At 50.3% G+C, this 18,976-nt stretch carries 23 protein-coding genes; 1 reads left to right on the top strand and 22 read right to left on the bottom strand.

Annotated features, from left to right (window positions below):
* Positions 1-76 precede the first annotated feature (76 nt).
* The 8 genes from DX130_RS09525 to DX130_RS09560 all read right to left on the bottom strand — a co-directional run bounded on the left by DX130_RS09525 (position 77) and on the right by DX130_RS09560 (position 6,523).
* Positions 77-1,063 carry a biotin--[acetyl-CoA-carboxylase] ligase gene (locus tag DX130_RS09525; RefSeq protein ID WP_116044693.1) on the bottom strand — a complete coding sequence of 329 codons (987 nt, stop codon included), beginning with the start codon at positions 1,061-1,063 and terminating at the stop codon, positions 77-79.
* The gene (locus tag DX130_RS09530) at positions 1,050-2,345 is read right to left on the bottom strand and encodes a CCA tRNA nucleotidyltransferase (RefSeq protein ID WP_116044695.1); all 1,296 of its coding nucleotides are present in this window, start codon (positions 2,343-2,345) and stop codon (positions 1,050-1,052) included. Before DX130_RS09530 ends, DX130_RS09525 begins: the two co-directional genes overlap by 14 nt.
* A 51-nt stretch (positions 2,346-2,396) precedes the next feature.
* A complete protein-coding gene (bshA, locus tag DX130_RS09535) occupies positions 2,397-3,557 on the bottom strand; it encodes an N-acetyl-alpha-D-glucosaminyl L-malate synthase BshA (protein ID WP_116044696.1) in 1,161 nt (386 codons plus the stop codon).
* A 65-nt stretch (positions 3,558-3,622) separates the two neighbouring features.
* On the bottom strand, positions 3,623-4,318 hold the full coding sequence (gene bshB1, locus DX130_RS09540; RefSeq protein WP_116044698.1) for a bacillithiol biosynthesis deacetylase BshB1: 696 nt from the start codon (positions 4,316-4,318) through the stop codon (positions 3,623-3,625).
* Positions 4,315-4,737 carry a methylglyoxal synthase gene (locus DX130_RS09545; protein WP_116044699.1) on the bottom strand — a complete coding sequence of 141 codons (423 nt, stop codon included), beginning with the start codon at positions 4,735-4,737 and terminating at the stop codon, positions 4,315-4,317. Before DX130_RS09545 ends, bshB1 begins: the two co-directional genes overlap by 4 nt.
* Positions 4,738-4,777: 40 nt before the next feature.
* Entirely contained in the window at positions 4,778-5,584 is an 807-nt protein-coding gene (gene dapB, locus DX130_RS09550; RefSeq protein ID WP_116044701.1) for a 4-hydroxy-tetrahydrodipicolinate reductase, read from the bottom strand.
* Positions 5,585-5,600: 16 nt separating this feature from the next.
* Positions 5,601-6,134, bottom strand: coding sequence for a tetratricopeptide repeat protein (locus DX130_RS09555; protein WP_116044703.1), 534 nt, complete (start codon positions 6,132-6,134; stop codon positions 5,601-5,603).
* Between the two features lie 53 nt (positions 6,135-6,187).
* Positions 6,188-6,523 (bottom strand): nucleotide pyrophosphohydrolase, encoded by a 336-nt coding sequence (locus DX130_RS09560; protein ID WP_116044704.1) that lies wholly within the window; start codon positions 6,521-6,523, stop codon positions 6,188-6,190.
* A 126-nt stretch (positions 6,524-6,649) separates the two neighbouring features.
* Here DX130_RS09560 and DX130_RS09565 point away from each other — a divergent pair, with 126 nt between their 5' ends.
* A complete protein-coding gene (locus DX130_RS09565) occupies positions 6,650-7,519 on the top strand; it encodes a YitT family protein (protein ID WP_116045874.1) in 870 nt (289 codons plus the stop codon).
* 38 nt (positions 7,520-7,557) lie between these two features.
* Here the strand turns inward: DX130_RS09565 and DX130_RS09570 are convergent, their stop codons facing one another.
* The 14 genes from DX130_RS09570 to hisC all read right to left on the bottom strand — a co-directional run bounded on the left by DX130_RS09570 (position 7,558) and on the right by hisC (position 18,887).
* A complete protein-coding gene (locus tag DX130_RS09570; RefSeq protein ID WP_165861211.1) occupies positions 7,558-8,421 on the bottom strand; it encodes a sporulation protein YpjB in 864 nt (287 codons plus the stop codon).
* A gap of 42 nt (positions 8,422-8,463) precedes the next feature.
* On the bottom strand, positions 8,464-9,096 hold the full coding sequence (locus DX130_RS09575; protein ID WP_116044708.1) for a DUF1405 domain-containing protein: 633 nt from the start codon (positions 9,094-9,096) through the stop codon (positions 8,464-8,466).
* A 66-nt stretch (positions 9,097-9,162) separates the two neighbouring features.
* Positions 9,163-10,020, bottom strand: a complete 858-nt coding sequence (locus tag DX130_RS09580; protein WP_116044710.1) for a menaquinol-cytochrome c reductase cytochrome b/c subunit — start codon at positions 10,018-10,020, stop codon at positions 9,163-9,165.
* Positions 10,021-10,038: 18 nt separating this feature from the next.
* Positions 10,039-10,710 carry a menaquinol-cytochrome c reductase cytochrome b subunit gene (qcrB, locus tag DX130_RS09585; protein WP_116044711.1) on the bottom strand — a complete coding sequence of 224 codons (672 nt, stop codon included), beginning with the start codon at positions 10,708-10,710 and terminating at the stop codon, positions 10,039-10,041.
* A 17-nt stretch (positions 10,711-10,727) separates the two neighbouring features.
* A complete protein-coding gene (locus tag DX130_RS09590; protein ID WP_116044713.1) occupies positions 10,728-11,258 on the bottom strand; it encodes a Rieske (2Fe-2S) protein in 531 nt (176 codons plus the stop codon).
* Positions 11,259-11,498: 240 nt separating this feature from the next.
* Positions 11,499-11,921 carry a DUF2487 family protein gene (locus DX130_RS09595; RefSeq protein WP_116044715.1) on the bottom strand — a complete coding sequence of 141 codons (423 nt, stop codon included), beginning with the start codon at positions 11,919-11,921 and terminating at the stop codon, positions 11,499-11,501.
* A gap of 112 nt (positions 11,922-12,033) precedes the next feature.
* Positions 12,034-12,216, bottom strand: coding sequence for an IDEAL domain-containing protein (locus tag DX130_RS09600; RefSeq protein WP_116044717.1), 183 nt, complete (start codon positions 12,214-12,216; stop codon positions 12,034-12,036).
* A gap of 23 nt (positions 12,217-12,239) precedes the next feature.
* The gene (locus DX130_RS09605; RefSeq protein ID WP_116044719.1) at positions 12,240-12,746 is read right to left on the bottom strand and encodes a gamma carbonic anhydrase family protein; all 507 of its coding nucleotides are present in this window, start codon (positions 12,744-12,746) and stop codon (positions 12,240-12,242) included.
* Between the two features lie 85 nt (positions 12,747-12,831).
* A complete protein-coding gene (locus DX130_RS09610) occupies positions 12,832-13,992 on the bottom strand; it encodes a hypothetical protein (RefSeq protein WP_116044721.1) in 1,161 nt (386 codons plus the stop codon).
* 197 nt (positions 13,993-14,189) lie between these two features.
* Entirely contained in the window at positions 14,190-14,777 is a 588-nt protein-coding gene (locus tag DX130_RS09615; RefSeq protein ID WP_206098783.1) for a histidine phosphatase family protein, read from the bottom strand.
* Between the two features lie 42 nt (positions 14,778-14,819).
* Positions 14,820-15,428 carry an anti-sigma factor family protein gene (locus tag DX130_RS09620; RefSeq protein ID WP_116044724.1) on the bottom strand — a complete coding sequence of 203 codons (609 nt, stop codon included), beginning with the start codon at positions 15,426-15,428 and terminating at the stop codon, positions 14,820-14,822.
* Positions 15,425-16,018: an RNA polymerase sigma factor gene (locus DX130_RS09625; RefSeq protein WP_116044726.1), complete on the bottom strand. Its 594-nt coding sequence runs from the start codon at positions 16,016-16,018 to the stop codon at positions 15,425-15,427. Before DX130_RS09625 ends, DX130_RS09620 begins: the two co-directional genes overlap by 4 nt.
* Before the next feature lie 675 nt (positions 16,019-16,693).
* Entirely contained in the window at positions 16,694-17,785 is a 1,092-nt protein-coding gene (locus tag DX130_RS09630; RefSeq protein WP_116044728.1) for a prephenate dehydrogenase, read from the bottom strand.
* A 10-nt stretch (positions 17,786-17,795) separates the two neighbouring features.
* A complete protein-coding gene (gene hisC / locus DX130_RS09635) occupies positions 17,796-18,887 on the bottom strand; it encodes a histidinol-phosphate transaminase (protein ID WP_116044729.1) in 1,092 nt (363 codons plus the stop codon).
* Positions 18,888-18,976: the final 89 nt, after the last annotated feature.

Raw genomic sequence — 18,976 nt, forward strand, 5'->3', positions numbered from 1 at the left:
ATACCGCCTGATATCTGTAGTGTACCAAAAAAAACAAACTTCGTAAACGTTCTGTATTGACCATCATGCCAGATGACTATGAACGGTTCAGCGGTTCACCCATTTCTGCTGAGAAGATCGTAACCAGCGAGCCGTCGGCGCGTTCTACTCGAATGGCTCCGCTCTCATCCAATCCTACCGGCGTGCCTTCAAGCTCGCCTTGTGGCGTAACGAGACGAACCTTCTGTCCGATGGACACGGACAACGACTCCCATAGCGCTGCAATCGCGTTGAAACCTTCCTGTAAGAAGAGATCATAAAGAGTCTCCCATTCCTGCATGAATTCAGCGACAATTGCACTTCGGCTGAATGGCTGCCCCGCTTCAATGCGAAGCGAAGTCGCCTTCGCGAGCAGCTCCTCCGGATAATCCCCTTCGGACAGATTGACGCTGATGCCCACGCCTGCAACGATATATTTAAGACGCTCATCCTCTGCTGCCGATTCCAGCAGGATGCCGCTAATTTTTTTACCTCGAATCAACAAATCATTCGGCCACTTGATGCCGATAGGCAGCTCCGTCAGACGCCTTAGACTTCTGCATAGTGCAACAGCAGTCAGCAGTGTGAGCTGCGGCGCACAATGAATGGGAACATGAGGACGCATCACCATGCTCATCCATATGCCTTTGCCTTGCGGAGATACCCAGCCGCGGCCCATTCTCCCGCGTCCGCCAGTCTGCTCCTCCGCCAGCACAAGCGTCCCTTCCGGCGCCCCGGACTCCGCTAGCGCTCTCGCCGAATCCTGAGTCGACTTCACCTGCTCAAAGTAGTGAATCGACTGGCCGAACCTGGCTGTAGAATGCGATTCCGCTAACCTTTCACTATTTATTTCGTCGGGAGAATACAACAACCGATACCCCAGCTTGGTCGAGGCTTCAATCTCATAGCCGGCTGTTTCGAGCTTGCGAATCTGCTTCCAGACCGCCGTGCGGCTCACATTGAGCTCCTGGCTCATCATAGCACCGGATACGTATTGATCCGGATGACGCTTCAGCAAATTCAGCAATTGATCATGGCTTTTCATAAGTACCCTCTTCATTCCATATTATGGATTGCTCAATCAGCTTGCCCTTCTCATTCACAATATCCCCGGAAGCAACCGCAATCAGCAGACGATTCAGCAGCCTGCTCATCCATGGACCTGCCCTTCGGGATAGGGCTTGTTGCAGCTCATTGCCTCCTATCGCCAGCTGCTTCAGCGATTTGGCAGGCATTTCCTTCATTATCGAGTATAAGCGATTCACGATTTCCTGGGATAGCTGGCCCCTTTGCGGTTTGAGTGCTTGTACCACATGCAGCCAATGTCCCGCTGCTTCTTCACCGTAACGAATGACAGCTTCCAGCCATGCGGCGCGAATGCGGGATTCATCGTCCTCATTCACGCGCACAGCCATCTCTGTATGAAGCCGCAAGATGGTCATAACCAGCCCTGCTCTTTTGTTGGGGAGTCTAAGGCTGACCAGCAGCTCTTGCGCGTCCTTCTCAGCGGCTCGCAACGACAATAAGATAGCCGCCCAGCGCTCGTCCAAATGTTCAAGCGAGCTTAAAGACGCCATTTCAACACCGTCATATTCCGCAGATTGTTGAATACGGGTCAATAATGCCGGAGATGCCGGCTCTTTGAATTCTCCCCACAGACCGCTGGCGCCAAGCCAAGCCAGCCCCCTCTCCGGGGCATCGCCCGACAGCATTTTATCCAGCTCCGCTTGTACGCGCTCCATCGCAATGTGGCGGAGCAATCCCTTGTACGACTTAAGACCCCGCCAAAGGGACGGCACCGGCCGAAGTCTGTATGTGCCGAGAAAGCGAATCGCTCTCAGCATACGCAGCGCATCCTCCTGCAGGCGATCATTCGCCTTCCCCACACAGCGGAGACGTGACTCACGCAAATCATGCTGACCGTTATAAGGGTCGTACACGTAGCCGCTTTGCCGTATCGCCATCGCATTCATAGTGAAATCACGACGCAGCAGGTCTTCGTCCAACTGAAGCACGAACGCAACGGATGAGGGCTTGCGGAATTGCTCATAGCTTGACTCCGTCCGATACGTCGTAACCTCGTATGTCTCGCCTTGCTGTACAACGGTAACTGTGCCATGCTGCAAACCGGTCGGTATGCATTTCGGGAACAAACCCATAACCTGCTCCGGCAACGCCGACGTTGCGATATCGATATCATGAACGGCTAATCCCAGTACTGCATCGCGAACGGCTCCGCCTACGAATACAGCCTCATATCCATCCGATTCAAGCTTTTCAATCAAAGGCATGGCTGCCTTCATCTCTGACGTAAGCTGCAGCTTCATATCCGCTCCTCCCTTCTTGCGCCTGCCGTCTCCACTACTTAATAAGACCGCTTATTCACACACCGTTACCGGTACTTCAACATCGATCCCAAGCACGCGATAATAAATGGACTCATATTGTTCCGTAATCGAATCATTACAGAAGTCATTTCTGGCGCGCTTCAAGCACGCTTCCCTGAACTTCGCATGAAGCGCCTCATCTGTCAGCAGCTTGATGGCGCCTTCCGCCATGTCCTCCACATTGCCCACATCCGACAAGAACCCCGTAATGCCGTGTGTAACCAGCTCCGGAATACCTCCTGCGTTGGAGCCGATCGTTGGCACACCGCATGCCATCGCTTCAAGCGACACCAGTCCGAAGCTTTCTTTCTCGGAGGGCAGCAATAACACGTCCGCCATCGAGATCACTTGTGCGACGTCTTCTTGCTTGCCAAGAAAATGGACACGGTCCTCAAGCCCCATATTTTTAATCTTGCATTGAATTTTGGTCAGCTCCGGCCCTTCTCCTACCAATAGAAGCTTGGACGGGACTCGCTTCGATACCCGCTCGAAAATTTCCACCACATCGCTTACGCGTTTCACGGGGCGGAAGTTCGAAATATGCATCAAAATTTTCTCGTCCGGCGCCGCAAAGTCGGAGCGCAGTGAAGCTACTTCCCGCGGATAATATACACGCTTATCGACAAAGTTGTAAGTCAGATCGATAGGGGTCAAAATGTCCAGCAAGTTTCTCGTTTCCTGAATCAGATCGTTGGATACCGCCGTGACGGCATCACTCTGATGGATCGCAAGTCTGATCAAATCCTTTAACGATTCGTCTTGTGCTAGTACGGTAATATCAGTGCCATGCAAAGTCGTAACCGTTTTAAGTCCGTTGCCCATCATCTGCTTGGCGAGATAGGCGCACACGGCATGCGGCACAGCATAATGCACATGCAGCAGATCAAGCTGTTGCATTTTGGCTACCTGAGCCATCTTGCTGGCAAGCGAAAGATCGTAAGGAGGATAACGGAATACGTAATAATCATTTACTTCTACTTCGTGGAAAAATATATTTTTATGAAACTTGCCTAACCGAAACGGTATGCTATGTGTAATAAAATGAATTTCGTGCCCACGTTCGGCAAGCAGCTTCCCTAATTCCGTAGCTACGACGCCTGATCCTCCCAGCGTCGGATAACATGTAATGCCGATTTTCAGCTTCCTAGCCATTCGTGATGCACCTCCCCCACTCATGTGGTATATCTATATCTATTCCCTACAGGCTGTACCTTTTGTCAAAATAATGCGACGCCGAATGGACGCTTGATGGCAAAGCCTTCGGCATACGTCCAGCCTTTGCTTTGACCAAGCAAGGAATCTCTGGCCTCGACCCGCTCTACATAACGGTTTGTAAGCGGCGTAGCAACCGAATCCGCGCTATGCGACCGATCGAACTGGGAACGGTAGGCGCGCAGCGCTTCCTGCTTCACGTCGTATGTCGATGAGACATCCACAATCAGCGATACAGCCTCGACATCATTAATATAATAATAAATAAGCTGCTCCACCTGAACAGGCGGCAGATGCGGCATATAATTGCGCAGCTTGGCATTAAAGACAGCTTCTTCAATGAGCTTGCTGCAAGCGATATGATCTGGATGACGGTCTACCCAATAAGGGGCAAACACGATACGCGGCTGCCAGCGTCTGATCTCGGCAACGATGACATCGATCTGTTCGCGGCTAGGCTGTAAGCCACGGTCAGGCAATTGCAGGTTCGTCCGTGCAGATAAACCAAGCACCGCAGAGGCAAAAGCGGCTTCTTGCCGCCTTAGCTCCACGGTGCCGTTAGAGGACATCTCTGCTTCGGTCAAATCGCAAATGCCAACTCGCTGTCCCGCCGCCGTATGCTTGGCAATCGTTCCGCCCATTCCAATCTCCGCGTCATCCGCGTGGGCTCCGAATACGAGAATATCCAGCTTGTCCATTATTCGCTCGCTCCCGGCTTATATTTATGCACCAGCTCGCGCCAAGCAAAGTCGCCGCGCTCTACCGCCTTGACCAACACCTCTGCCGTCGCGATATTCGTCGCGACCGGAATGCCTTGCACATCGCACAGGCGAAGCAAAGCGATAATATCCGGCTCATGAGGCTGCGCCATTAGCGGATCACGCAGGAAGACAATCAGATCCATCTCGTTCTGTGCTACCAGCGCGCCAATCTGCTGATCTCCTCCTAGCGGCCCCGACATGAAACGATGGATCGACAGGCTTGTCTGCTCCATAATGCGGGTACCGGTCGTTCCGGTAGAATAAAGATTGTGGGGCGTGAACACATGTTCATAGGCGATTACGAAATTTACAATCTCGTCCTTCTTGCGGTCATGCGCGATAAAAGCAATGTTCAGCATGCGATTCCCCTCTCCCGATGTCAAAATGGCGCCTTGTCGGCTAGTCCATAATATGTTCGAATCCATAGATCAAACCGCTGTACGTCATAACCTTTTTCACGGCTACATTGACTCCCGGCATATAGCCGGCGCGGTCGTACGAATCATGTCTTATCTTAAGCGTTTGACCATAGCCGCCGAAAATAACTTCCTGCTGCGCAAATACGCCTGGAAGTCTGACGCTATGTATGCGGAACCCATTGTAATATCCGCCGCGTGCGCCTTCAATCGTCTCTTCTTCCTTCGGATTGCCTTGACGCAGCTCCTCGCGAACCTGCGAGATTAGCTCGGCCGTCTTGATAGATGTTCCCGAAGGCGCATCCAGCTTCTGATCGCCGTGATATTCGATGATTTCCACGTGGGGCAAATATTTGGAAGCTTCGGCAGCAAATTTCATCATCAGAATGGCACCAATCGAGAAGTTAGGCGCGATCAGCCCGCCGATTCCTTTCTCCTTGCACAGCCCGTCCAATTCTTCGATTTGCTCAGGCGTAAAGCCCGTTGTCCCGATCACTGGACGAACACCGTATTCAATAGCCGTTCTCGTATTGCCGTATGCGGCTTGCGGAACCGTAAAGTCGACGAGCACGTCTGCTTTGGCTCCGCTCAACGCTTCGTCCAACGTCGCGCTTACTATAACGCCCGTATTGGAATGTCCGGCGAATATCCCTGCGTCGACCGGTCCGGAGGACGGATCAACAGCAGCTACCAGCTGCAGCGCCTCATCCTCCAGAACCATCTTGACTACCTCTCTGCCCATTCTTCCCCCAGCGCCTGTTACCGCGACTCTAATCCGTTCTACCGTCATCCCTATCACCTTTTCCTTATCGTCTTCTCATCGTGGAACGAATGCGTTCCATTCTCCGTTTGCGGCTTATATCCGAAAACAATCTGCGTGCCGCCGAGTGGTTCGGATCGAGCCTCAGCGCCTCCCTGGCGCACTCGATCGCCTCATCCAGCCCTCCGTTAGTCATACAGACCATCGCCAGCGTATAATACGCATCGAAGCTAAGAGGGTCAAGCATGACCGCATGCCGCAATAGCTCCGCCGATTCCTTCGTATCCGACTTCTCTCCGGCTATCAGCCCATTCGCTTCCGCCAGCAGAAGACGCGATTGTATGACCTGAGAATGATAACGGTACTCCTCATTATCCGGCTCCAGCTTCTCAGCCACATCAGCATAAATTTTCGCTTTGGGCCATTTATCGCTGCGCGCGCAGGATACGGCGCATTTATGATAATATCCGGCGTTATCCGGGTCGGCAGCTATCGCTTGCTCAAACCAATAGATCGCCTCTTCGAAATCGCTGTGAAAAATATATTCATACGCCTTCCTGATGCAGGATTCCCCATCCATCTGCCCATCCTCCTTGTACAGGGGTGATGGTACAGCATATGTAGGGGGCTTGCTTACAGTTCGTCGCTTTTCTTCGTCCAGCGATTTGCGTCACGCGTGTTGAACTTTTGCATGACCTTATCGTGCGCTTCTGTCAAATCGATGCCAAGCGAGTTGGCGAAGCAGGACAGCAGGAACAAGATATCTCCAAGTTCCATCTCGACGGTATTTTCCGCCTCGTCCGCCCTCTTCGGCTTTTCGCCGTAATAATGATTGATTTCGCGCGCCAGCTCGCCAACCTCTTCGGTCATTCTTGCCATAAGGGCAAGCGGGCTGAAATAGCCTTCCTTGAATTGCGAGATATACTCGTCCACCTCGCGCTGTACTTCAGCTAATGACTTCTCTGACATCTTCGCGGCTTCCTTTCATATATAGCTACACGTTACTATGTTACCGTATAGGTCCGTCTGAAATCAATGTTTTTCGCATGCATCATTTCGCCATACTATAGATAAGCGATCTTATAGAAAGTGGGCCTGCTTGTGAAAAGAATTTGGAATCAGCTGCGCCTCATCCCCCCCATTCTGCTCGGAACCGCTATCTATGCTTTTGGCTTGCACTATTTCATCATCCCGAATCAGCTGATGGAAGGCGGCTTAACCGGCATCGCCGTGCTGTTGAATTATGCAGTCGGTTGGAAGCTGTCGATCACAACACTGCTGCTTAACATCCCCCTGTTCCTGATCGGCTGGAGGGCACTCGGCAAATTCCAGATGCTCTATACCATTATTGGAACTGGATCGTTGTCGATATTTCTCGCGCTTATTGAATACCTCATCCACTCCGGCTGGCTCGTCCCGTTCCAAAGTTCGAATGATTATATGCTCGCAGCGCTGTATGCCGGAGCTACACTTGGCACGGGTCTGGGTATTGTATTCCGGTATGGCGGCACAACAGGCGGCATCGATATCATTGCGAGGATTCTGACCCGCTGGCGCAGCTTCAGCATGGGACAAGTTATATTGGCCTTTGATGCCATCATCATTGGCATCTCCATTCTCTATATCTCTTTAGAAAAAGTATTGTATACGCTTGTCGTTGTGTTTATTGCCTCTAAGATGATCGATTTCTTGCAAGAAGGAGCCTATTCCGCCAAGGCGTTCTCCATCATAACGGATCATGGCGAGAAAATCGCGATGGCCATTACTCATGAGCTGGAACGCGGCGTAACCTTGATGCCTGCCAAAGGCGCTTTCTCCGGACAGAAAAAAGAGATCGTCTATTGCGTTGTGGAAAGGGCCGAAAATCGCCGCCTCAAAACCATCATTCGCAATATCGATCCCCGAGCATTCATCGTCATAAGTGACGTTCATGACGTGCTTGGCGAAGGTTTTAAAGAAGAATAACGTTCAAGCTCTCTTCACTTGCCCGTCCGCAGGCATGACTATAGCTTCTTCACGCCATACGGCCTTGCCTTATATTTGCGCCAGCCTGTCCAGGTCAGAACGGCTGAAATCAACGTGCCAAGCATCAGTGTCCACTTCAGCGGCTGGCCAGACCCTGGCACCGCTACGGCTGGAACAGCCGATGTCTGCTTATCCTCCAGAAATACCCCGTTAACCGCCATACGAATCGCTTCCAGTGACTGGTCGACCTCCGTCTTCGCCACGGTTGATTGCTTTTCGTCAAGCAATCGGCCCGCGTAAGCGATTCGCTCCATTAATTCCTTCATCCGGATCGAATCGCCTGCGAACATCGCTGCCGTCTCAATTCTGGCCGCATGCTCCCTTAATCCTTGCATCGTAGCCCGAGCAGCCGCTACGGGATCACCGGCTTGTCTCTTCCAAGCCAGTTTGATGGCGTTCACATCATGGTTCAACAGTACTTTGTATTGATGCCATAAAGCTCCCTTGCCATTGATAAGCGCATCTGCGCCGATGCGCAATCGAACCGTATGCTCCAGCCACAGCGAATGCTTCACGCCGCTTGTCAACGCCCGTTCAATCGCAGCCGCATCATTTTCCATAGCTGACCAGCCATCTTCATTTCCGTAACTGCGAAGCATCTCATTGCCTAGCAGCTTATGGATTTTTTGCAATTCGGCAAATGCGGCCTGACGATTATTGGTATAGGCTGCCGTATATAAAGCTGTCGCCGTCTCATCCATTCGTTCCAGCTGATGATATGGACCTGACGAGAACAGGAATGCGTAGCTTCCTTCAGGACTCGCGCCGCCCCATGCCACTCCTGCCGTACCCATCGCCATCGCTAGACAGACGATAAACGGAATGATCATACGCGATTTCATGGACATCCCCCCATAGACCAATCTATGAGGGGATGTCCACTGTTATTCGTCTTTTCTAAAGCGCAATGCAAGCCATGCAGTCAGGAAGCTCGCAATCGACAATGCGAACGTGAAGGTGCGTACAGCATCCAGATCATCTTCAAGCTCGGCCGGAAGCCATGGATTAATGCCATACGTATAATCAATCGTATCATTAAGCAGCAGCCAGCCAAGGCCGATGGCAAGCGCCCCAGTCCTTGCTTTCATAAACCTGAAATACAGCAACGCCTCAGCAGCCATGCCCAAATGTGAAGCGATTAGCATGTAATGCTGCCAGTTCAGCACATCGCCTTGTGCCGCACCAGCGACAATCATAGCAACTGCCCATATGCCGTATTTGACCGAGCAGACGACAGCTAGTGCTTCGATAAGAACTCGCAAGCCATTTCCCAGTCTGGATAATTTCCGCGGCGGAAACATCAAGAATAACAGAGATAGAGTAAAAAAAAGGCTCGCCGTCGGCGAATCCGGTACAAAAGGCAGCATCCATGCAGGCTTGTTCTCTATCGTCCAGATCAGCTGGTTTTCATACCACATATAGCCATATATCGTGCCGACGAAATTAACGATGAATAAAAGCCAAAGCACATTGCGGTTCAGCAGGAAGCTTCGGCTCCAGAACAAACTCAGGTTCATGATCATGTTCCTTTCCAAAAAAAACCTGACCGAATAATTCGATCAGGTTTCTCTTCAATGGTTTAACTACTCTTGTGTTTGCTTAGTCAGCCAGACAGCCAACTGACCAATCTCTTCTGTAGAAAGCTTCGTACCGTATTCAGGCATTGCGCCACGACCGTTCGTGATCGTTTCCACGATCTCTTCCTTCGACAGATGATTGCCTACGCCAAGCAATGCAGGTCCATTGGCGCCGGACAAGTCATTCGCATGACAGCCCATGCATTGAGATTGAACGATCGACATTACCGGATCTTCAGGCTCGATGATAGCTGCTACAGGCGCTTTCTTCAACGGGTTAGGACGAGGCAGACCTCTCTCATGAGCCAGTCTCGCTTCTTCCGCGCGAACGTGGTGCTCAGGAGTTTGTCCATTCTTCTCCAGCATATGCTGGTAGTGATCCCATGATACAACCGTCAAGTATACGCAAGCCGCCAGTGATAGAATCATTAGCGACGAGGCGATTGGACGACGGTAGAAGCGACGCTCTTTGCCAGTATCCAGGAATGGAGCAAGCAGCAAGCCGCCGAACAAGATGCCCGGAATGCCGAGCGTGCCAAGCAGGATATAACCCTGAGACACATATGGGTATTTCAAAAATTGATACAGGAACAAGAAGTACCAGTCTGGCATCGGAATAAACGATGCATTCGTTGGATCAGCCGGATAGCCCAGTGGAGCAGGCTCAGCGATAACCCATACCAGGAAACCAACTAGTACGACACAGCCAACCATCCATTCCTTCAGAAGGAAGTTAGGGATGAAGGCTTCGGATTTGCCCGGATATGACGTATAGTCTGGCGGTGTCTGGAACCCGCCCGCTTTCTTAACGCGCGAGTCGCCTACATAGACGACCTTCTCGTTCGATTTATGACCATGAGCCATAAGTAGCCCTCCCTTCGCTTAAAGTGGTCCCGAAATGCCTTGTTTCCGAATCATCAGGAAGTGCGCTGCCAACATGGCGATCAAAGCGCCTGGCAAGAAGAATACGTGAATCGCGAAGAAGCGAGTCAGTGTCTGCGCCCCTACGATGTCGCCGCCATACAGGAAGTCAGCGATGTAGGATCCAATAACAGGAACGGAAGCCGCGATTTCTACACCTACTTTAGTTGCGTAGTAAGCTTTGTTGTCCCATGGAAGCAGGTAACCTGTAAATCCAAGGCCAAGCATGATGAAGAAAATCAGCATTCCGACTACCCAGTTCATCTCACGCGGAGCCTTGTAGGAGCCGGTGAAAAATACGCGAAGAGTATGTAGGAACATCATTACAATTACCAAGCTCGCACCGAAATGGTGCATGCCGCGAACGATCTGACCGAATGCGACTTGATGCTGCAGATAGTCAACGCTCGCGTAAGCGTTAATAATATCCGGCACGTAGTACAAGGTCAGGAACATTCCCGACAAAATCTGGATAATCGTAATAAAAAACGTCAAGCCACCGAAGCAATAGACAAATGCAGAGAAATGATGCGCCGGGTTAACGTGTTCAGGCACTTCATGGTCTGCTACATCTCTCCAAAGCGGCGTAATGTCAAGACGTTCATCGATCCAGTTGTATACATTTTTAAACATCTGCAGTACGCCCTCCTTTAGCTTCTTGTGTTCTTAACGAGCGGCCCCAAGTATACGATGCCGTTGTCTACGACGACTTCATATTCGTCGAGCGGTGAATTGGCTACTGCCAAGTTCTTGCCGTCTTTGGAATATCTCGCGTCATGGCACGGACAGTCATATTCGTTATGACCTTTCGTGTTCCAGAAAATCGTGCATCCCAAATGCTTGCAGACCGGAGACAGGGCAAATACTTTGCCGTCATTGCCTCTCGAGATCCAAGCTACGAGTTCAGGCTCGCTTTCATACCAACCGTCAATCTGATGAATCTTAAACTTGAATTCTTGCGGTTCCGCTGTAACTCTGCTCTCTTCAACTACCTTGACCAGATTGCCTTCGCCCTTCTTCGTTAGAAGTGGATCAACTGCAAACCTAACCATCGGCAATACCGCGCCGCCCATCATGAAGGCCGTTGTGCCGCCAAGCGTATATGACAAAAATTGACGCCGGGACATTTCTTTGCGCTGAACCGGACGATGCGCCGTCTCGTGTTGTTCATGATTACTCATCTTCTGTTCTAACCCCCTTTGCCAACCATATCTCGCGTCTTGCCGCACGGCAAAAACACATGACGAACTAGGACATAACTTATAATAGCCTAGGTGTTTGGGAGCGTCAAGAATATGGCCCGATATTTGCGTCATTATGGAAATGCCGTTCAATAATTTGTTATCATTTTGTCACATTTGACCTGCTCTGGCATTTGTTTTCCCCATAAATCGATCTAATTATACGAAGGATATCCATATTTAAGGAGAAATGGAGCTCCAGAGTTCTCTAATTTGTGACGACACCTCGCTCTGTGAAGGAAGCCCTCCGTCTGATTCCGGCTGCAGGATCAGATCGGCATTCCTCACCGTCAGCCCCGCTGCAGAAAACGCCGTCATCACAATCACATACTTAAACCCCGATTGCTTCAATCTGCCGCACCATTCGCCCAGCATGGCTTGAAACGCTTCATTCTCAGCTATGTAGTGGCATGCCGGATAAGTTACGACTCTGCCCTTGAACGGAATCTCTACCAGGTCCATCAAATCTCGCAGCCCCTCAAGCCGGGCTGTCGTTTCATAAGGCGACTCTCCGCCATCAAGCCCTGTAACGGGAAGCAAGCATGTGTCCAGATAGGGCTTTAGCTCGTCCCATTGTTCTTCTGTAATGTCGCTGAATTTCATCCGTTCTCCTCATTTCCCCGTTGTCTCTGCTCTTGCCTTTCCATTCTACAAAAGAAAGCCTCCGTGCGCTAGGGCAGGCATAACGCCGTCCAGGCAGGGAAGCTTCTTATCGTTAATGCTTCAGTTCATTGAGTTGCTTGACGAGTCGGTAGAACGTATCCTCGTCCCCGGACGCAAGTGCCTTGTCTATTGCGCTATTCAGCTTTTCAGTCTGGAATTTCAGCACAGCTTCGTCAAGTACAAGTTCAGCGACCAATCCCAACATCGCTTCATACGTTTCTTTCATTTTGTCCATAGGATACACCTCCACATCGGCGCTTACGAGATCCTATATTCGATTCCTTTCGTCACGTAGCTCTCCATCGTCCTTCTCATGCGCTGCAAATCATCCTCTGTCAACTCTCTTATGACTCTGGCGGGCGTTCCGATAGAAAGCGTATAGGATGGTATTTTTTTATTCTCTGTCACAATCGAACCGGCCCCTATTAAAGCATATTCACCAATGTCTGCGCCGTTAAGTACGATTGCCCCCATTCCAATTAATGTACCTCTGCCTATCGTGCAGCCGTGAATAATGGCACTATGGCCGATCGATACTTCGTCGGCCAGCAGAAGCGGCTGATCCGAATTCACATGACCTACGACCCCGTCCTGTATATTGCAGCTATGTCCGATTTTGATAGGAGCCAAATCACCGCGCAATACAGCATTAAACCACACGGTGCTTTTTTCGCCAATCGTCACGTCGCCGATCAGCTTTGCCCCTTCTGCAATGTAGCAGCTGTCGTGAACAGCGGGGATTACTTTGTTATATGGCAGCAACATGCATCCTCATCTCCCTTGTATGCGTGAATTGGGGAGATTCTACCAAGGCGAGTGGGGAAAGTCAATGTTGGCCGCAGCCCGAAGCTCATTCACCGCTGACCGTTCCTTCCAGAACCGCATTGCCCGCTTTCGTCATCCGTACAACCGTTCCATGCACTGGATCCTCGCCTATGCGTAGCAAGCCCAAATGCATCATCATCTTGAGAAGCCTGGCTTCCAGAATCGCGTGGGCATCGTCGTAATAATAGGTCTTAATGAAAGGTACGAATACGTCCTTTAACGACGCTATCGTCACCCAATCCGCTGCCAGCGCGTGAATCCAGTGGACTAGAGACAGCAGATTGACAACAGGAGTTTTGTACAGCTTCAACCAGTAACGGTAGAGATGAACTTGTTCCATGGCTGTGGCTGGCTTCTCTAGTCGTTCCTTCCCTGCATCCGTAATGGACAACCATCCATCCGCAGTCTCGCTTATGTACCCGGCACTGCGGCAATAGTCATACATCAAGGAGAAGCGATCTGGGTAGTGGTTAAAATGTCTTCCGTAGCCAAAGCGCCATGCGCCCTTGCTGGGCAACTCTTCCTGCACGCCCATCCGGTCGAGCATCTGCTGCAGGTTCCGTTTGTACATAGATCCGTCCGTAACGAGTTGGACTTCATTGTGATACACGTAATGAAGTAATTGCTTGATATCGCTCTGCAACAATCCCTGCTCATCCCGGTACATCGGCGGCTCATCCGTATAATGCAGCTGCTCGGCGAATTTGCGCCTGAGCGTCTCCCGGAATCTCGATTTCAAATCGTTCGGAACCTGGAACAGATATCTTCCCGGACCGCTGAATCCGTTAAAGAGCCAGCCTTGGTGCTTGAACTGGACTATAATATCTCTTGGGCTTGGCGGTTCAGGCGGCAAAGTCGGTTTTTTTTTGCTCTTTTTCGTTTTTTTGGCCGGCTCTTCCGTCGATGCCTGCTTTACCTCGCCGAATCGGCTCTGCTGGACCCTTGCGACAAGATCCTCCAGGCTATAGGATTGCCTGGATTCGAATAGAAGTGAATTGAGAAACCGCAGATCTTCCAGCCGCATAGAGCTGATTTGATTCTCGAGCACATCATGACGACTGATTTCCGACAGGATAGACTGAATCAGCTCGTTTTTGGAGTTCCCATTGCACTCGCAGCGATAAGCGCCTGCTATTTTGCTTAACTGACCGATATCCGCATAACTTAGCATGTCTGACAAGTTCATGGCCCTCCCCCTTTCTGCAGAACGCTGCTCCCTCGCAGGCTGCGCATCGATAGCGAAGGTTTTACTACCATTATTGGATAATTCGCACATTTCATACCCGTAAGTTGCAGTTGCCTCATGCCAAGAGACCGCCAACGCAAAAAAGCTATCCGGAATTAACCGGAAAGCTTGTCAGTTACTTGCTTATAAGGATAAGGCTACACTTTGATTTCTTCCAAGTGTCTGGTGCAATTATGAAGCAGAGGATGCCACCCGTCGCCTTGCCGCTCCAGAATGGAGTAGGACAGGTTGCCAAGTCGAGAATCCTCCAGATCGGCGCATAGCTCCTTCAATATCTGGGCGATGAAGCTGCCATGCGAGACGATTAAAACATGGAGTCCTTCCTCTCTCCCCATCAGATCCGAGACAGCCTCCACACCTCTGGCACGAACCTCGCTATCCAATTCCATACCCAGACCCTGCTCTCGCCAGTCTGCTCCCCAGCGCTCCAGTCTTTCTTGCTCTGTCGTACCTTCTATCTCACCGAAGTAACGCTCTCGAAACCGGATATCCGGCTCCAGCACAGGAATACCCAGCCGCTCAGCGATGATCGCAGCCGTATCTCTGGCTCGCTGCAAATCGCTCGAAATGACGGCATCCCATATCCGTTGTTCGTTGCTTAATCTGACTGCTAATGCATTCGCTTGGGCAATTCCTTCTTCATTAAGCGGAATATCCGTCTGTCCCTGTATGATGCCCTTTGCGTTCCAATTCGTCTTCCCATGCCGGACAAAGCCGATAAGCAATCCGATTACCCCTTTCGATATCTGCCGATTCTCAGTCGAACGTCAGTGTCGCGTTCTGGACAGCCAATTTAGGATCAATAAAGCCATTACAAGACCAAGCAGCGATAATGCAACATAATATTGAGGGAATGTCGGCACCACTTTCAGCACAATGGGATCGCTTATGCTGGCAACGGGAACCTCTGCATAGAACCCAGCCGTCAAAAACGCATTGTCCGTTGAAGCGTTGGCCGCCTCAATGAGTCCCGTCATTTTTTGCACTTCTGCCCCGGTAGGCGCCTCTCGGTAATCGAAGACAAATACGAAAAACGCGCAAGCGAACATGGCCATACAACCCGCAATAAGCAACGCTGTATTACGACGGAATGATTTGGAGAAGTGATAACTCTTGCTTGGAACCGGCAAATACCAGGATTCATCCAAGTAGATCCGCTCCATCACAGCTCGGTTCACATGCTCGGAAGGATCGGTTTCTACCGTTTCCTCAGCGCACAGACGGACGAGATTCTCACTCTCATCCCAGAAGCCGTACTGCGCGGAGCATTGCTCGCAATCGAGCAAATGAGCCTCCAATTCTATTCTCTCCTGATCGTCCTCGGACATATCCCAGTAGTCGGGAAATCTGAGCTGCACGTCCTCGCATTTCATCATGAATTCATCCTCTCGAAAGACTCCGCCGTCGGCATTGTTCCATAATAGGGTTCGAGCTGTGCTTTCACACTGGCTCTTGCCCGGAACAGCAATGATTTGACGGAACTGACCGACTGCCCCAGAATATTCGCGATCTCCTGATAGTCAAGTTGGTCATATTCCCGCAGAATTAGCGCGGACCGTTGCTTCTCCGGCAAATTGTTGATTGCCTCGCGAACCATAGCCATTCTTTCATTGCGCAAAAGCTGCTGCTCAGGAGCGGCTTCATGCGACGCGATCGGTTCGAAACCGGCGTCATCGAGCGATACATTATTCGCTTTGCCTTTTCTAAGCTCACTTAGAACGGTATTGCGCGCAATCGTATATAACCACGTAGAGAAAGAAGCATCCATCTCCCGGAAGGAATGAAGGCTGCGGTAAGCTTTATAAAATGTCTCCGAGCACAAATCCTCGGCAAGCAATTCCAATTTGGCGCTTTTCAGCATATGAAAGATGAACGCTAATATCTTGCGCTGATAACGCCGCATTAACTCGGAGTACAGCTCGACATTGCCATCCTTAATCTCTCGTATCAACTGGGAATCAGTCATGACAGGCGAACCTCCTCACCTGCAGATTATTCCCGGACCCTATGTATCATTGTACCGATCCGGGAACAAAAAGTTGCGGTCATTATCTCAACAAAAACAGATTCAATTGAGTAGAATAACAAATTCGATTCCGACGGGCAAAATCCTGCTTGATTCGACATTCGTTCTGAAATCTTCATTTTCCTAATAATATGAAAAAGGATAAAAAGAGACATCTTGCTCCATTCTGTTACTACTATATAAACTATGCTTCACACATCCCAAACCATAACAAACCCCGCAGCGGAATGCTGCAGGGTGTCGTGTGAGTTGACGTAATGATTGCTTAAATATCTCCCGTATGTTCTGGATCTGCACCGTATTTTTCTAGGATTTGCGCGTCTTTCGTCAGCTCTTCGCTACTAGCATCCACATCAGGAAAAATGCCATCCAGTTGAACCCCTTCAGATTTCGCAACACTTCCCAAAACTTATGAATCAATTGATTTACAATAATAATTGGGCAAAAAAATACCACTCCGAGGAGTGGTCTGCGTTCATGATGAACGCTGCAGTTATTGGATAGGAGTGGAGAGAAACCATACTGTAATTTCATTATATGTATACGCTTCCATTTTGTCAACAAGCGTTTTCATTTTCGTGACGAATCATGAAAATGAAAATCGCGGTACCCTCTCTACTGCTGAACGGAATAGCCATTCTTCTCAAGAAGCGCAATCGCTTGATCCAGATATTCCTGATTTCGGAACGACAATCGGAGTATACCCGGCACATCTTCTCTACTCTCGATAATTTGCAGATTGCTAAGGTTGATCCGATTATTGCCAAGCTCGCTTGCGATTTTGCCAATGATGCCAGGATGGTCCGGCACATCCACATAGCAATCGTAGACGGAATGGATCATGCCCTTGCGCCGCTCTGGCATACGATTGCGGAATTCACCAGCCGTCCGGAACGCTTCTTCAATCGCCGGTCCATCCATCTTCTCCAGCATATGCGCGAACGACTCCATTCCGGTATTCCAATCGCGAATGAGCCTCAGCAGTACCTGACGATTGTCGAGCAGAATATCCCGCCACAAATACGGATCCCCGGAAGCGATGCGCGTAATATCACGAAACCCTCCGGCAGCAAGCGATTGGTACAAATCATTGCGTTCATTGTAGCCGCGCACCTGATTCACCAGCGCAACAGCAATCAAATGGGGCAAATGGCTAATCGCTCCCACGATATCATCATGAGAGTCGGCGTCCACCTTCACAATATTAGCTCTCGTATGTGAAAGCAGCTCTGTCAACCGCTCTACCGCCTCTGGCGGCGTCGATGGCTCAGGCGTCAACACATAAAAGGCATTCTCCAACAAATGATAGGATGCCGCTTCTACGCCTGATCTCTCCGAGCCTGCCATCGGGTGACCGCCGATAAACGTCGCACGGCCCAGATCAATGGACCTGGCATAAGACGCCACGGACGACTTCGTACTGCCGACATCCGTAATGATACAGCCTTCCTTCAAATTGAAGGCGCTGATCTTCTCCATATACTCCTGCAAGTTGCCGACCGGCACGCACAGAAAAATAAAGTCCGCTTGCTCCGCGGCCTCTTGGATCGATGTCGTCCCGACATCGACCACACCGCGCTGAAGGTATTTCTGAACGGAGCTTTCCCGATTGGAGAATCCGATGACACGGATACCCGGCTTGCCCTTTAGGCACAGCGCAATCGAACCTCCAATAAGACCTACTCCAAAAATCGCTACATTCACCATATATTTAAATTTACACCGTCACTTCCTGTAAAACTTGCTCGAATGCCTCAATAAAGGCAGAATTCTGCTCAGAGGTACCAATAGAGACGCGAATATAAGTCGGGTAGTTCGCCCAACGCCCTTTCACGATTACACCTTTGCGCAGCAGCGCATCAAACACTTCCCCTGACGATCTCTTCGCATCTACAAGAATAAAGTTGCCATGCGCCGGGAAGTAAGTCAGGCCAAGACGGTCGAACTGCTCCGTGAAATAACGGATGCCTTCCAAATTATGCTTTTTGCACGAGGCCACAAACGCATCATCCTTCAAGGACCCTAGCGCTCCTGCTTGTGCAATTCGCGTCGTGTTGAACGGCTCGCGAATCTGATTCATATATTGAATCACTTCCGGACTGCCCACACCGTAACCGATACGATGTGCTGCCAGACCGTATACTTTCGAGAACGTTCTTAGCACGAGCAAGTTGGAATAGCTCTTCAACAGCTCAACGCCGTCGCTGTATTGTTCATCATCAACAAATTCCCGATAGGCTTCATCCAGCACAACGAGGACATGCGATGGCACTTCATTCAAAAATGCTCTTAGCTCAGCATCGGTCACTATTGTTCCCGTCGGATTATTCGGATTGCAAATCCAGACGATCTTCGTCTGATCCGTAATCTTAGCTAGCATCGCAGGCAAATCATGTTTGCCCTCCTTCAGAGGCACTTCGATGATGCGCGCATTCTCAATTTGGGCATTGTGCTTGTATTGGGAGAAGGTCTCATTGGCCATGATCGTCTCATCGCCAGGAGCAAGATATGCTCTCGCTGCCAGCACAATCACTTCACTGGAACCCGCGCCAAAAATAAGCTGATTTCTCTGAACTCCCAGCTTGGTTGCTAGCTCATTCGCAAGCAGAACGCTCGCTCCATCAGGATAGATACTGCTATTGGTAAGCTCTGCGAGCATAGCGTTTTGCGCTTCGTTCGAGAAACCGTACGGATTTTCATTCGACGCCAGCTTGATCACACGATCCAAGCCAAGCTCTCTTTTTACGTCTTCCACCGGCTTTCCCGGATTGTATGCAGACAGATGGACGACATTGGATTTGGGCTGCATGACTCTTCACCTCTTCTATGTATTGAAGTGTTACTGTCCCATTGTCTCATATCTGTATGCCGTTTTAAAGCTTTTTCGAAAAAACGAAA

The organism is Paenibacillus paeoniae, from assembly GCF_003388735.1.
GTDB lineage: Bacteria > Bacillota > Bacilli > Paenibacillales > Paenibacillaceae > Pristimantibacillus > Pristimantibacillus paeoniae.